The following is a 14700-nucleotide window of genomic DNA, read 5'->3' as shown; positions in this document are numbered from 1 at the left end:
CAGATTGGAGCCACGTATGGATATCAAGGTTTCTGGACGCAAGACGACGGTAACCGATGCTCTGCGTGCGCATGTGGATGAGAAGATCGGCGAGGCGCTCAAGGTTTTCGATATCGAGCCCATGACGGTCGACGTTGTACTTCGCTATGAGAAGAACCCCTCGAACCCCAACCCGGCAATCGTCGAGGTTACGGTTCGCGTCCGCGGTTCGGTGATTCGCGTTGCCGAGCATGGCGCAGATATGTACGCCGCCATCGACCTCTCCGCCGATAAGGTCACCCGCCAGCTGCGCAAGTTCAAGACCAAGGTTGTGGACAACCGCCAGGGCGGTGCCAGCGCAGCGGATGTCGCACCGGTCGAGCGCGTCGAGGATCTGGCCGACCTGCTGCTGCCCGAGGAGGAGGACGACCTGCTCGTCCGCGATAAGGTCATCGATGTCACCCCGATGACTGAGGAGCAGGCGCTGGTGCAGACCGATCTGCTCGGCCACGACTTCTACGTGTTTGAGAACGCGACGACTGGCCTCATCAATGTGGTGTATCACCGTAAGAATGGTGGATATGGCATCATCAAGCCCCGCATTGAAACACTTGACGAGTAAAATACGTTAACTTGCATGAGTTAACGGTTGGCGGCCATCCCATGCGGGTGGCCGCCTTTTTACGTAAGGAGTCGCTTTGATGGACAAGGCCGCATCCGCCGGTCATTCGAACCGTTGCCGCATCGTCGTCGATACCTGCTGCGACTTTAGCCCCGAGGTCGCCGCGAACCTCGATGTCGATATCCTGGGTTTCCCCTTCATTATCGATGGCGAGGAGCGCACGGATGACATCTGGTCGAGCATCACACCCAAGGAGTTCTACGACCGCATGCGCGCCGGTGCCCGCGTGTCCACCTCGGCTGTGTCGCTCGGTCGCTATATCGAGTTCTTTACCGAGTGCGCCAAAGAGGGCACGCCCACGGTCTACCTGTGCTTTACCTCGGCGCTGTCGTCGAGCTACAACTCCGCGTGCCAGGCGGCGGACGCCGTGCGCGCCGAGTATCCCGATTTTGAGCTGTACGTGGTCGACAACGCTCTGCCCTGCGCGACCGGCGCGCTCTTGGCGCTCGAGGCCGTGCGCCAGCGTTCGGCGGGACTGACCGCCAAGCAGCTGGTCGATTGGGCAAACGAGGCAAAGACCTACGTCCACGGCTACTTTACGCTCGAGAGCTTCGACGCACTGGCTGCCGGCGGCCGCATTCCGCCCGCGGCGGCTCAGCTCACGGCAAAGCTCGATGTCAAGCCCGAGCTCTCCTACGACCTTGCCGGCTCGCTGTCGCTGATCGGCGTCAACCGCGGCCGCAAGAAGGCGCTCAAGTCCATTCTCAAGTCGTTCCGCGAGAACTACGTGCCCGACCGCACCATGCCCATCGCCATCATGACGGCCGATGCCGAGAAGGACGGCGACTGGCTCGAAGCCGCCATCCGCAAGGAGGAGGGCTGCGCTGACGTTACGATCATTCGCGGCTCCGTGGGTCCCACCATTGGCTCGCACGTGGGCCCCGGCATGGTGGCCTGCGCGTTTTGGGGTAAGAACCGCGCCGAGAAAGCGTCGCTTTCCGATCGCATCGCCCGCCGCGTGCGCGGCCAGTAGACAGGCGCTACGACCGCAGGCGCCCCGCAGCTCAAGCGCTGGCGCTGAGTATTCAACCTGGTAACAACATCCAACCCAAAAGGAAAGGTTTCATGGCAAACAAGCTCTCCGTCGCATTTATCGGCACCGGAATCATGGGTGCCCCCATCGCCGGCCACATCCTGGATGCCGGCTATCCCGTCACGGTCAACAACCGCACCAAGTCCAAGGCCGCCGCGCTTATCGAGCGCGGCGCTGTCTGGGCCGATACGCCGGCAGATGCCGTGGCGAACGCCGACGTCGTCTTTACCATGGTGGGCTATCCCTCCGAGGTCGAGGAGCTCTACCTGGCGGGCGACGGCCTGCTCGCGTGCACTAAGCCCGGCGCGGTCCTGATCGACCTCACCACGAGCTCGCCCGAGCTGGCACGCGACATTGCCGAGGCCGCCCAGGTCACGGGCCGCATGGCGTTTGACTGCCCCGTCACCGGCGGCGAGTCGGGCGCTATCGCCGGCACGCTCACGGCTATCGTGGGCGCTACCGAGAACGACATCGCGCCGGTCCGCGACATCCTTTCCACCTTTGCGGCAAACATCTGCTGCTTCGATGGCGCCGGCAAGGGTCAGGCTGCCAAGCTTGCCAACCAGGTGTCGCTGGGCGCCTGCATGGTCGGCATGGCCGATGCGCTGGCATTTGCCGAGCTGAGCGGCCTCGATCTGGAGAAGACCCGTCAGATGATTCTGGGCGGCACCGGTAAGTCCGGCGCCATGGAGAGCCTGGCGCCCAAGGCGCTTGACGGCGACTACAAGCCCGGCTTTATGGTCGAGCACTTCATCAAGGACCTGCGCTTGGCGCTCGCCTATGCCGACGACCGCGAGCTTGCGCTGCCCGGCGCCGACGTGGCATTTACGCTTTACGACATGCTCGACGCCATCGGTGGCGCCAAGCTGGGCACCCAGGCCATCACGGTCCTCTATAAGGAGGAGGCCGATGCCATCGCCGCTGGTCTGGACTGGTCACAGTATCGTCCCGAGGAGCACGGTGCTCACGAGGAAGGCTGCGGTTGCGGCGAGCATGGCGACGACCACGAGTGCGGTTGTGGCCACCACCATGGCGAGGACCACGAGTGCTGCGGCGGCCACGGCCATGACGGCGGCCACGAGTGCTGCTGCGGCCACCATCACGGGGAGTAGCGACCATGAGCTGGACGTTCGTGGTGCTTGCGCTGGTGCTCTTTCTCTTTGCGATCTACATCGGCTTTTTGTGCGGCCAGTGGGCGTGCGAAAAGCGCGTCATCACCAAACGCGACTACTGGATCGCCAATTTTGCAGGAGCGGCGGCAGTCGTCCTGCTGACCTGGGTGTTTTCGCTGTTCCCGCTGGTGCAGTTTGCGCCGATCGGCTGGCTCGGCGGCTTTATCGCCGGCCTTAAGATGAGCTTTGGCGAGTCCGTCGGCCCGTGGCGCAAGCACGACGAGGTCTTTAACGTCAACAAGGCACACCGCGCCGCCGCCGACGCGGGCGATGCCGAGGAACGCCGCCGCGCGCGTCGCAATGGCGCGGCCGACCGACAGCTCATCTCGGTCACCGATGACAGCAAGGGTGCTGGCAAGCACGCTAAGAAATAGTAAGAAGAGGTAACTATGGCAGAAAACAAGGAAGAACAGCTCACCGACGAGGAGCTGGCACAGCTTCAGTTGGCAGAGGAGAACGAGAACGCCGTCGACCGTCTGGTCCAGGAGCTCGGCTGCCCCACGCGCCGCATCCGCCAGTTTGCCGCTCGTGTGCTGCACCTGCTTGCCGAGCGCGATCCGCAGCGCGTCGTGCCCTGCGTGCCCGTGCTGATCGAGGCGCTCGACCGCCCCGAGGCGCAGACCCGCTGGGAGGCCCTCGATGCCCTGACGGCGCTCGCTACCACCTGCCCCGAGCAGCTGGGCGATGCCTTTGAGGGCGCCGAGACTGCACTGTTCGACGAGATCTCCTCCACGCTGCGCTATGCCGCCTTCCGCCTGCTGTGCGTGTGGGGTGCCACGAGCGTCGAGCGTTCGCGCGAGGCTTGGCCCATCCTGGACGAGGCCATCCAGTGCTACCACGGCGACCTTGAGTATCGCGACATGCTCGGTTGCCTGTACGAGTTTTGCCAGGGCGAGATCGACGCCGAGGTTGCCGAGAAGCTCGCGCTGCGCCTTAAGTTCGATGCCGAGAACGGTAAGGGCAGCTATCTCAAGGCCCGTTCGAGCGAGATTTGCGAAATGCTTGTTAAACGTTTTGGCCTGGATCTCTCCAAAAAGAAGAAGCGTGCTAGCGTTAAAAAATCTGACGACGCCGAAGACGAGGAGTAACAGATTATGGCGCACGATGTAGTCCTGATTCCCGGTGACGGTATCGGTCCCGAGATTACGCAGGCCATGCGCCGCGTGGTCGAGGCCACTGGTGTCCAGATCAACTGGAACGTCCAGGAGGCCGGCGCCGGCGTCATGGACGAGTTTGACACTCCGCTGCCCCAGCACGTGCTCGACGCGGTCGCCGAGACCAAGGTTGCTATCAAAGGCCCCATCACCACGCCGGTCGGCACGGGTTTCCGCAGCGTCAACGTGGCTCTGCGCAAGCATTTTGACCTGTATGCCTGCGTGCGCCCCTGCCTGTCGCAGCCGGGCGATGGCTCGCGCTTCCGCGATGTCGACCTGGTCATCGTGCGCGAGAACACCGAGGACCTCTACGCCGGTATCGAGTTCGATGAGGGCGCTGCCGAGGTCGAGGAGCTCTCGCAGCTTGTCGAGCGCTCGGGTCAGAAGACCTTCGCCGCCGATTCCGCCATCTCAATTAAGCCGATCTCTATCGCCAAGAGCCGCCGCATTGTGGAGTATGCCTTTGAGTATGCCCGCCGCTGCGGCCGCAAAAAGGTGACGGCCGTGCACAAGGCCAACATCATGAAGGCGACCGACGGCCTGTTCCTGCGCGTGGCGCGCGAGGTGGCCGCTAACTATCCCGATATCGAGTTCAACGACAAGATCGTCGACGCTACCTGCATGGGTCTGGTTCAGAACCCCAATGACTTCGATGTCCTGGTGCTGCCCAACCTGTACGGTGACATCGTGAGCGACCTGTGCGCCGGTCTGGTAGGTGGACTGGGTATGGCTCCGGGTTCCAACATCGGTGCCGACTGCGCCATCTTCGAGGCGACGCACGGCTCCGCGCCCGATATCGCTGGCCAGGATATCGCTAACCCCACGGCCGAGATTCTGTCCGCGGCTATGATGCTCGATCACCTGGGCGAGAACGACGCGGCCAATCGCATTCGCGCCGCCGTTTCTGCCACGCTCGACGAGGGTGAGCAGGTTACCGGCGACGTTCGTCGTGCCCAGACCGGCTCCGTTGAGGGCGCTGTGGGCACGCAGGCCTTTGCCGATGCCGTTATCGCGCACCTGGCCTAAGGCATGCAGACTGCAAACGCCTAAATAGTACTTAAGTGTTTGCGTATAACCTGAGAATCAATACGCCCGGCGCTTTGTCGGGCGTATTCTATTGCGGACTATGTTTCCTAACAAGGAGTAACTGATATGGGTCTGATTCAAAAGAAGGACGAGAAGGACGAGATCGACGGCATCCAGATCATCGAGCGCGGCGAAGGCCCCGATGGTGATGAGGAGGAGAAGATCGATCTGGTCGCCGGTACGTCTGCCGAACATATTGCCGCCGGTACGACGGCTGAGGAGGAGGACGCTCGCCTGGAGGCAAAGATCGCCGCGGACGCCGCCGACGAGAACCTCATGCCCGAGGAGCAGGACGAGGACGACGATATCCTGGGTTCCGACGAAGACGACCGCGCATCCAAGCACAAGAAGACGATGATTGCCGCTTTTGTGGTCGCCGTCGTGATTGCTGCCGTGGTCGGCTTCTTTATCGGCAACGGTGGTTTTGGCGGCAAGGGCGTCGGCTCGGCGACCCTGTCCGAGGACCAGCTCGATTCGACCGTGGCAAGCTATAGCTACAACGGCAAGAAGAGCGACATCACCGCGCGTGAGGCCATCGAGAGCCAGTACAGCCTCGACACCGTCAAGGACGATGACGGCAACTACACCGCTCCGTCTGCCGACGTTATCCTGTCCTACGTGCGCAACCAGATTCTGCTGGACGCTGCCGAGGACGAGGGCATTACCGTCTCTTCCAAGGAAATGAAGCAGTACGCCGAGGATTCCATCGGCACCTCCGACTACAAGACCATGGCCACGCAGTACGGCGTGTCCAAGGACCAGGCCAAGCAGATCGTCCGTCAGTCCGCGACGCTGCAGAAGCTCTACAAGAAGAAGGTGGGCGATAGCTCCGCAAGCATGCCGACCGCTCCGACCGAGCCTGCTGACGGCAACGAGGAGACCGCGAGCAAGGACTACGCCGACTACATCATCAACCTTGCCGGCGATGAGTGGGATAGCTCAAAGGGCACCTGGAAGGACGCCGACAGCACCTTTGCTAAGGCGTTCGCCGACGATGCCTTTACGGCCGATAGCGCAACCTATAAGCAGGCCATGACCGCCTATTACACCGCCTACCAGCAGTATTCCTCGCAGGCTTCGAGCGCCAGCTCCAAGTGGACCGAGTATGCTAACGGCCTCTACGCCAAGGCCAACATCAGCATCTACGGCCTGTTTGCGTAAAGAGTTGCACGGCTCATCGAGCATCTAGCTGATAGAAAACAAATTGCCCGCCAGTACGGAAGTCGTTCTGGCGGGCAATTTGCGTTGAGGGCGTGATTGGCGGCTTAATTATGGCTATTCATCTTTAAGTCCAAAAAGATTATCGGCTTCATCGTCAGGCATATATTCCAGCACATCGCCCGGTTGGCAGTCGAGTGCCCGGCATATCGCGTCAAGAGTTGAAAAACGTATGGCAGAAACCTTGCCCGTCTTAATGCGTGACATATTGACCTGGGAGATGCCCACGCGTTCCGCAAGCTCTTTGGATGAGATCTTGCGTTCGGCGAGCATGCGGTCAAGCCGCAGAATAATCATGGATTCCCCCTAGAGCAACTCGTCATCTTGTTTTTGCAGGATATACCCGTAGCGGAAGATGCTGGCAATCAGGCAAATAATCAGGCCTGCAAAGAGCATGGAGGGCTCGAATAGCTTGCCGACGAACGCATCCGTAAAGCTGTCGCCAAATCCTGAGAGTATCATTCCTGTGATTACGGCACCAAGAAGCCTCACGGCAACGCCGCCGATAAGGAATAAATGTCCTACTCGACGAAGTGTCTGGTTACATTCAAGGTCAAAGGGCCTGCCTTCCTTTTCAATGTTGAAGAAAAGCCTGCGCACGCTTATCGCGATGGTAAGCGCGAGACATGTCATCAAGAGGCTCCCTATGGCAGTGTGACCATCGTGTGCAACGAGCATAAGTGGGGCTTGCGCATCGGTACCGACGATAGCAAGGCACGGCCCTTCGCCGGCTTGAAGTTCTACGGATTGGAGACACGACCCTTGGGAGAGGCTAGGCAATATGAGTAGAAGGTCAATCGCAATGACTGCGAGGAGTCCCAGAGCGAGCGCGGTGGTAATGCAGATCGTGGCCCATTTGCAGATGCGAGCGAGCTTCCTCAGTTTGGCTATCGTCTGTTCGCGGCTGATGGTTTCATTCGATATAGATGCGTTTCGATGGACCATAACCCCTCCAACCGGCGTTTTGGATGATACTTGTATCATATCAGAATTAACGACAAACGATAAATAATTACGGAACTGAGTAAGTAATGATTGAAAACGATTAACGAGACCTATTAGCTCATTTTGGATGCCGGAGTTTGGCGCGCGGGGGATGAGGGCAAATGCCAAAACTTCCCGTGATCGCACAAGTGCTTCATTGGGCTTCTCTAATTCATCTGGGAAAACAACTGCAAACGATTGCAAGTAACCGGTGAACGGTCGAAAACTACCGTTCACCGATAATCTCAAAACTGGTTCTAACTGGTATTAAGCCAAAAAGACCAATTCACAAATCTTCACAATGACCTGCAATTTTTCTTTACGCTATTTTTAGCCGCCCTGCGTTGTATTGGCACGAAAAGAGTTCCGATCTTTCGCCAAAACATTTCGAAACGGTTTCAAAACCGCAGGTAGAGGTGTTAACGAGCGGTAAACGGTCGATTTTTTACCGTGAGCGGTGCAAAAACGTTTTACTGTATGAATCAACGAAAGCGACCTCTTCTGTGGTGATATAGTGACAACAAGACGTCACGTGGTTACTACCAGTTGAGAAACCACTGGTCTTCAAAGAACGCTTTCCAAGAAGCTTTAAGGGCGATTGCCCGCTGGCTTCCGAAAATCATCGGACTCAGATCGTACACACCTTCGGAAGGGAAATTTGAATGGTTGGCTTTATTCTTACCGGTCATGGACAGTTCGCACCCGGCCTTGCAAGCGCTATCGCTATGGTTGCCGGCGACCAGCCCGCTTTTACCGTCGTTCCTTTTGAGGGCGACCAGGCTGCTTCCTACGGTGAGGATCTCCGCGCCGCTATTACCGCCATGCGCGAGGAGTGCGATGGCGTGCTCGTCTTTACCGACCTGCTCGGTGGTACTCCGTTCAATCAGTCGATGATGATTGCCCAGGATGTCGACAACGTCGAGGTTCTGACTGGCACTAACCTCCCCATGGTTATTGAGCTTCTGTTCCTTCGCGGTAACGCCACGCTCGCCGAGCTTGGCGAGCAGGCCGTGACCGTTGGTCAGACGGGCGTCACCGCCCAGACGGTCGCATCCGTTGCCGGCTCCGAGGAAGAGGATATCTTCGGCGACGAGGACGGCATCTAATGGCCGATTTCGGAGCCAACGTCCTGAGCTCCTCGGTCGCCCTTTTAGGCCTGCTTGTCATCATGGGCTTGATTTACACCATCTGGTCGCAAATCAACATGAAGAAGAAGCAGAAGTACTTCAAGGAGCTGCACACCGAGCTCAAGCCGGGTCAGGAGGTTCTTTTCGCCGGCGGTATCTACGGAACCGTCAAGGGCATCGAAGGCGAAAAGGTCCAGATCAAAGTCCGATCCGGTGCCGTCGTAGATGTTTCGCGTTACGCGATTCAGGAGATCAAGTAACTGTCGTCAGCAAATAACGAAAGGAAGCTGATCAACATGGCAGAACCCAACATTCTTCTTACCCGCATCGATAACCGACTGGTCCATGGTCAGGTCGCTACCCAGTGGAACTCCACCCTGGGCTCCAACCTCATCCTCGTCGCCAACGACGATGTGTCGACCAACACCATGCGCCAGAACCTCATGAAGATGGCCGCTCCCGCCGGCGTCGCTACGCGTTTCTTCTCCCTGCAGAAGACCATCGACGTCATTGGCAAGGCGAGCCCGCGCCAGAAGATCTTCATCGTGGCCGAAACACCGGAAGACGTGCTTACGCTCGTCAAGGGCGGTGTGCCTATAAAGAAGGTAAACATCGGCAACATGCACATGTCGGAAGGAAAGCGCCAAGTCGCCACCTCCGTCGCAGTTAACGACGAGGATGTCGCTGCGTTTAAAGAGCTGCAGGAATTGGGGGTGGAGTTGGAGATCAGGCGCGTTCCGAGCACGCCTGTTGAGGACACGAGCAAGCTCTTCTCGTAATCCTCGTGATCCACGTTGTCAGGATTGAAACCCTGACGTTCTGTACGTGATATCCAAAGTGCGTACATACATTTTGAAAGGAGGAGCAAGATGGAATACTCGATCATCCAGGTCGCTCTGGTCTTCATCGTCACGTTCGTCGCGGCAATCGACCAGTTCAACTTCCTCGAGTCTCTCTATCAGCCCATCGTCACCGGCGCCGTCATCGGTCTTATCCTTGGCGACCTCAACACCGGTCTTCTCGTGGGTGGTACCTATCAGCTCATGACGATCGGCAACATGCCGATCGGAGGCGCTCAGCCGCCTAACGCCGTCATCGGCGGCATCATGGCAGCCATTCTCGCTATCGCTACGGGCCTCGAGCCCAACGCGGCAGTCGGCCTTGCCATTCCGTTCGCTCTGCTTGGTCAGCTCGGCGTTACCCTGGTCTTCACGCTTATGTCGCCCCTCATGTCCTCCGCGGACAACATGGCTCATAACGCTGACACCAAGGGCATCGAGCGTCTGAACTACTTCGCCATGGCTCTGCTCGGCCTGATCTTCGCTGTCGTCGTCACCCTGTTCTTCATCGCTGGCGCTACCATCGGTCAGACCATCGCTTCCGCCATCCCGACTTGGCTGCAGACCGGTCTGTCCGCTGCAGGCGGCATGATGCGCTTCGTCGGCTTCGCCGTCCTGCTCAAGGTTATGATGAACCGCGATATGTGGGGCTTCTTCCTCATGGGCTTTGGCCTCGCGCTCATCACCGTTGCCAACGATTCTCTGGCAACCCCTGCCCTGCTCATCCTCGCTCTCATCGGCTTCGGCATTGCTTTCTGGGACTTCCAGCAGCAGACCGAGCTGAAGGGTGCAGCTGTTTCTGACGGAGGTGACTTCGAAGATGGCATCTAATGAGTATGTGATCCCGGAGCACTACGAGGATCTCACTCCTGCTCCGCAGCTCGACCAGAAGACCCTCAACAAGATGGCTTGGCGCTCCTGCTTCCTGCAGGCATCGTTCAACTACGAGCGCATGCAGGCCGCTGGCTGGCTTTACTCCATCATCCCCGGTCTGGAGAAGATCCACACCAACAAGAACGACCTCGCGGCTTCCATGAGCCACAACCTGGAGTTCTTCAACACCCACCCGTTCCTCGTCACCTTTGTTATGGGTATCGTGCTTTCGCTCGAGCAGAACAAGGTTGACATCCCCACGATCCGCGCCGTCCGCGTCGCCGCAATGGGCCCGCTCGGTGGTATCGGTGACGCCCTGTTCTGGCTGACGCTCGTGCCTATCACGGCCGGCATCACCTCCAACATGGCCATCAACGGTAACGCCGCTGCGCCGATCATCTTCCTGGTGATCTTCAACGTCGTCCAGTTCGCTCTGCGCTTCTGGCTCATGAACTGGTCCTACAAGCTTGGCACCAGCGCTATTGACGCTCTGACCGCCAACATGCAGGCCTTCACGCGTGCCGCTTCCATCATGGGCGTCTTCGTCGTCGGTTGCCTGGTCGTCACCATGGGTGGCACCCAGATCAACCTCCAGATCCCCAACGGCACCACCCGTGGCCTCTCCGCTACTACCGTGATCGTCTCCGAGAAGGAGGCCGAGAACTTCACCGGTATGGAGGGCATCGATACCGAGACCGCTGAGGCCGGTACCATCGCAATGACCGATGAGGACGGCAACGCCCTCACCGCTTCCGATGCCGACGGCAACGCTGTCGAGTGCGGCGTCACCGATCTGGGCAACGGCATGGAGTCCGTTACCTACGGCACCGTCACCGAGGATCCGGTCAACTTCTCTGTTGCCGACACCCTCAACACCATCGTCCCGAAGCTCGTCCCGCTTATGCTTACGCTGCTGCTTTACTACATGTTCGCTAAGCACAGCTGGACCCCGACCAAGGGCATTCTGCTGCTCTTCGTCCTGGGCATCCTGGGCGCTGGCCCGCTTGGTCTCTGGCCGAGCATCTGGTAAGGCTCTAGCTTGAGGGGTGTGTCCCTACGCGGCTCACACCCCGACCCCTTAAGCCATGTGTATGTTAAAAGCCGCGTGCTCGAAAGAGCGCGCGGCTTTTGTTTTCTTGATGATTCGGGTGTTGCGGACTGATAATGCTTAACACCCTAGGTAGTTAGCCGAATTCGAGCAAAAGGGAGGATAGGATGGCGATCGGAGCGCGTAAGCAACCGCTGTACGATCAGCTGGTCGATATTCTGACCGAAAAGATTGACCATGAATATCGCGCCGGTGACATGATTCCTTCCGAGCGCGAACTTTCGGAGCGCTATGGTCTCTCGCGCACTACGGTACGCCTGGCTCTGCAGGAACTGGAGCGTTTAGGACTGGTGGTTCGGCAGCACGGTCGCGGTACCTTTGTGACCGACCGTTCGGCAAAGGCAACCAATCTTATGCAGTCCTACAGCTTTACCGAGCAGATGCGCGCGATGGGTCGCGACCCCGAGACCACGATTCTCGAGTTTTGCGAGATGGAGGCCGATAAGAATCTGGCCGAGCATATGGGATTGCGTATCGGTGATCGCATTTTTAAGCTTAAGCGCCTTCGTTCTGCCGACAACATGCCCATGATGGTCGAACGCAGCTATCTACCGGTTCGTCAATTTCTGTCCCTAAAGCGACCGCTGCTGGAGCGTAAGCCGCTTTACGATGTGATTGAGCAAGACTTTCAGCAAAAGATACGCGTGGCCGAAGAGGAGTTCTATGCGAGCATAGCCCGTCCCACCGACGCCCACCTTTTGGGAATTGTCGAGGGCTCGCCTGTGCTCGATTTGGTCAGGACTACGTATAACGAGTCAAACGAGGTTGTGGAGTATACACTCTCGGTTGCTCGTGCCGATCAGTTTAAATACAAGGTTTACCACCAGCGTAGCAACTAGTGTCCGCATCGTTTCCATATGGTGATTCTTTGCATTTAACTGGTTACTACCAGATAACCAACCGAAGTGTATAATTGCACGTCAGAGGATTACTTCTAGAGAGAGGTATTAGAAATGTTCGAGAAGAGTGTCGAGGAGCTCACCGAGCTCGGCGCCCAGATCACCACGGCCGAGATTGCTCAGCAGCCCGAGCTTTGGCGTGATACGCTCAACATCTATCGCGAGAACAAGGAGGCCATCGAGGCCTTCCTGGCCGAGGCTCGTGCTATGGGCGAGGGCCGTCTGTCCGTTGTCTTCACCGGTGCCGGTACGTCCGACTACGTTGGCGATACCTGCGCCCCGTACCTGCGTCACGCTGGCAACACTGATCTCTACGACTTTAAGCCCATCGCCACGACCGACATCGTGAGCGCTCCGCGCGATTTCCTGCGCGCCGAGGATCCCACGCTCGTGGTTTCCTTTGCCCGCTCTGGCAACAGCCCCGAGAGCCTTGCCGCCGTTGCCGTTGCCAAGGAGCTCGTCCACAACGTCAAGTTCCTCAACATCACCTGCGCTCCCGAGGGCAAGCTCGCCGTTGAGTCTGCCGATGATCCCAATGCGCTGACGCTGCTCATTCCGCGCGCCAACGACAAGGGCTTCGCCATGACCGGTTCTTATTCCTGCATGACCCTGCTCTCCACCCTTATTTTCGACACTGCCTCTGACGAGCAGAAGGCCGAGTGGGTCGAGACCATCGCCAAGATGGGCGAGGAGGTCATCGCTCGTGAGCCTGAGATCGCCGATTACCTGGCTGGCGACTTCAACCGCGTGACCTACTTGGGCTCTGGCTCCTTCGGTGGCCTTGCCCAGGAGAGCCAGCTCAAGATCCTCGAGCTCGCTCACGGTCTGGTCGCTACTTCCTACGACACCTCCATGGGCTATCGTCATGGACCTAAGTCCTTCGTCGACGATAAGACGCTCGTCTTCGTGTTCGTCAACAACGACGCCTACACCCGTCAGTACGACATCGACATCCTCAACGAGATCGGTGGCGACAAGATCGCTCAGCACACCGTCGCCGTTCAGCAGGAAGGTGCCACCGTCTATGAGGGTGAGTCCTTCACCTTTAAGGGCTACGAGGCGCTTCCCGAGGGCTACCTTGCTCTGCCGTTCGTGATGTTTGCCCAGGCTATCAGCCTGCTCAACTCCGTGCGCGTGGGCAACACGCCCGATACGCCGAGCCCCACCGGCACGGTCAACCGCGTGGTTAAGGGCGTGACGATTCACCCCTTCACCGCTTAATCGCGTCCCCCTGTAAGGGCGCCCGTCCGCTCATAACGGCGGGCGGGCGCTTTTTGTTTTACGTGAGCTGGGTATAAGCAACACCACAGTCAACTGCTTTAGAAGCGAGGAGTGCATATGAGCACGTACGCAATTAAGGCTGACAAGTTCTTCTTGCCGGCAGGCCCGCAACTGGGCGGCTATCTTATGGTCGAGGATGGCGTCTTTGGCGCCTGGCAGGCCGATGAGCCCTCTTGCGAGATTAAGGACTACACGGGATCGTGGATCGCACCGGGTATGGTCGATACTCACATCCATGGCTTCTACAACCACTCAACTACCGATAACGATCCCGAGGGCATCGATATCAGCTCGACCGAACTCGCCCGTCGCGGTACCACCAGCTGGCTGCCCACGACGTTCACCGATGGCGTCGAGCAGATCAAGGACGCCTGCGCCGCCATCGCCCAGGCGGACGAGGGCCGCGGCCCCGACTTCTGCGGTGCTCGCATTCAGGGCATCTACCTGGAGGGCCCCTTCTTTACCATGAAACACGTGGGCGCGCAGAACCCCGCTTATCTGATCGATCCCTCCGAGGAGGTCTTCGACCAGTGGCAGGAAGCTGCGGGTGGTCGCATCGTTAAGAGCGCCATGGCGGCCGAGCGCGACGGTGCCGCTGCTTATGCGGCTGCTCTGAACGCCAAGGGCGTGGTGACCAGCATCGGTCACTCCGACGCCACCTACGATGAGTGCATCGCCGCCATCAACGCCGGTGCCAGCTGCTTTACGCATACCTATAACGGCCAGCGCGGACTGCATCACCGTGAGCCCGGTGTCGTGGGTGCCGCCATGTCCACGCCCGAGACCTACGCCGAGATCATCTGTGACGGCAAGCACGTGAACCCTGCCGCCATCAAGGCACTGCTGCAGGCAAAGGGCTGGCAGCACACGGTGCTCATCACCGACTGCCTTGGCTGCGGCGGAATGCCCGAGGGCAGCTACACCAGCGGCGGCATGGACGTCATCATGAAGGACAACCTGTGCTGGCTCGCCGACGGCAAGAGCATTGCCGGCTCGGTGCTCACGCTTGCCCAGGGCGTCAAGAACATTGTCGATTGGGGCATTGCCAGCGCCGATATCGCCATTCGCATGGCAACCGAGGTGCCGGCTCGCTCTGCACACATCGAGGATAAGTGCGGCAGCATCATGCCGGGTCGCGACGCCGACTTTGTCGTGTTCGACCATGAGCTCACCCTCGTCGAGACGTATGTTGGCGGCCAGAGCGTCGGCAACGCCTTTACCGAGTAACGATAGAAAAAGACGGCGGGCCCGAATCTGCTCGGACC

At 59.0% G+C, this 14700-nt stretch carries 17 protein-coding genes; 15 read left to right on the top strand and 2 right to left on the bottom strand.

What is annotated here, in order from left to right:
* Positions 1-16: 16 nt before the first annotated feature.
* The 7 genes from hpf (at position 17) to ACEG18_RS08020 (ending at position 6267) form a co-directional block, all read left to right on the top strand.
* On the top strand, positions 17-601 hold the full coding sequence (hpf, locus tag ACEG18_RS08050; protein ID WP_372542219.1) for a ribosome hibernation-promoting factor, HPF/YfiA family: 585 nt from the start codon (positions 17-19) through the stop codon (positions 599-601).
* Positions 602-680: 79 nt separating this feature from the next.
* The gene (locus ACEG18_RS08045; protein WP_372542217.1) at positions 681-1634 is read left to right on the top strand and encodes a DegV family protein; all 954 of its coding nucleotides are present in this window, start codon (positions 681-683) and stop codon (positions 1632-1634) included.
* A gap of 92 nt (positions 1635-1726) precedes the next feature.
* Complete coding sequence (locus tag ACEG18_RS08040; protein ID WP_372542215.1) at positions 1727-2806, top strand: NAD(P)-dependent oxidoreductase; 1080 nt, start codon at positions 1727-1729, stop codon at positions 2804-2806.
* A 5-nt stretch (positions 2807-2811) separates the two neighbouring features.
* Complete coding sequence (locus ACEG18_RS08035; protein ID WP_055310425.1) at positions 2812-3240, top strand: hypothetical protein; 429 nt, start codon at positions 2812-2814, stop codon at positions 3238-3240.
* 15 nt (positions 3241-3255) lie between these two features.
* The gene (locus ACEG18_RS08030) at positions 3256-3954 is read left to right on the top strand and encodes a HEAT repeat domain-containing protein (protein ID WP_372542213.1); all 699 of its coding nucleotides are present in this window, start codon (positions 3256-3258) and stop codon (positions 3952-3954) included.
* Between the two features lie 6 nt (positions 3955-3960).
* Positions 3961-5046, top strand: coding sequence for an isocitrate/isopropylmalate dehydrogenase family protein (locus ACEG18_RS08025; RefSeq protein WP_195232801.1), 1086 nt, complete (start codon positions 3961-3963; stop codon positions 5044-5046).
* A 126-nt stretch (positions 5047-5172) separates the two neighbouring features.
* The gene (locus tag ACEG18_RS08020; protein WP_372542211.1) at positions 5173-6267 is read left to right on the top strand and encodes a hypothetical protein; all 1095 of its coding nucleotides are present in this window, start codon (positions 5173-5175) and stop codon (positions 6265-6267) included.
* A 114-nt stretch (positions 6268-6381) separates the two neighbouring features.
* On the opposite strand, the gene ACEG18_RS08015 is transcribed toward ACEG18_RS08020, so the two are convergent.
* Positions 6382-6621 (bottom strand): helix-turn-helix domain-containing protein, encoded by a 240-nt coding sequence (locus ACEG18_RS08015; protein WP_372542209.1) that lies wholly within the window; start codon positions 6619-6621, stop codon positions 6382-6384.
* A 9-nt stretch (positions 6622-6630) separates the two neighbouring features.
* Entirely contained in the window at positions 6631-7545 is a 915-nt protein-coding gene (locus ACEG18_RS08010; protein ID WP_372542207.1) for a hypothetical protein, read from the bottom strand.
* Between the two features lie 425 nt (positions 7546-7970).
* Here ACEG18_RS08010 and ACEG18_RS08005 point away from each other — a divergent pair, with 425 nt between their 5' ends.
* From ACEG18_RS08005 to nagA, 8 genes are all read left to right on the top strand, one after another.
* Positions 7971-8414: a PTS sugar transporter subunit IIA gene (locus ACEG18_RS08005; RefSeq protein ID WP_035137680.1), complete on the top strand. Its 444-nt coding sequence runs from the start codon at positions 7971-7973 to the stop codon at positions 8412-8414.
* On the top strand, positions 8414-8695 hold the full coding sequence (yajC, locus tag ACEG18_RS08000) for a preprotein translocase subunit YajC (RefSeq protein WP_022094612.1): 282 nt from the start codon (positions 8414-8416) through the stop codon (positions 8693-8695). The genes ACEG18_RS08005 and yajC overlap by 1 nt, the downstream gene beginning before the upstream one ends.
* 36 nt (positions 8696-8731) lie before the next feature.
* Positions 8732-9214, top strand: a complete 483-nt coding sequence (gene agaV, locus ACEG18_RS07995; RefSeq protein ID WP_089572404.1) for a PTS N-acetylgalactosamine transporter subunit IIB — start codon at positions 8732-8734, stop codon at positions 9212-9214.
* Between the two features lie 90 nt (positions 9215-9304).
* Entirely contained in the window at positions 9305-10105 is an 801-nt protein-coding gene (locus ACEG18_RS07990) for a PTS mannose/fructose/sorbose/N-acetylgalactosamine transporter subunit IIC (protein WP_089572403.1), read from the top strand.
* Positions 10095-11177: a PTS system mannose/fructose/sorbose family transporter subunit IID gene (locus tag ACEG18_RS07985; protein WP_022094609.1), complete on the top strand. Its 1083-nt coding sequence runs from the start codon at positions 10095-10097 to the stop codon at positions 11175-11177. Before ACEG18_RS07990 ends, ACEG18_RS07985 begins: the two co-directional genes overlap by 11 nt.
* A gap of 185 nt (positions 11178-11362) precedes the next feature.
* The gene (locus ACEG18_RS07980; protein ID WP_117806791.1) at positions 11363-12094 is read left to right on the top strand and encodes a GntR family transcriptional regulator; all 732 of its coding nucleotides are present in this window, start codon (positions 11363-11365) and stop codon (positions 12092-12094) included.
* A gap of 114 nt (positions 12095-12208) precedes the next feature.
* On the top strand, positions 12209-13375 hold the full coding sequence (locus tag ACEG18_RS07975; protein ID WP_372542205.1) for an AgaS family sugar isomerase: 1167 nt from the start codon (positions 12209-12211) through the stop codon (positions 13373-13375).
* Between the two features lie 117 nt (positions 13376-13492).
* On the top strand, positions 13493-14662 hold the full coding sequence (gene nagA, locus ACEG18_RS07970) for an N-acetylglucosamine-6-phosphate deacetylase (RefSeq protein WP_022094606.1): 1170 nt from the start codon (positions 13493-13495) through the stop codon (positions 14660-14662).
* The last annotated feature ends 38 nt before the right edge of the window (positions 14663-14700 follow it).

This window comes from Collinsella aerofaciens (assembly GCF_041537385.1).
GTDB lineage: Bacteria > Actinomycetota > Coriobacteriia > Coriobacteriales > Coriobacteriaceae > Collinsella > Collinsella aerofaciens_BV.
Note: the sequence above shows the minus strand (reverse complement) of the source record. Positions and strands in the feature narration are given on the sequence as shown.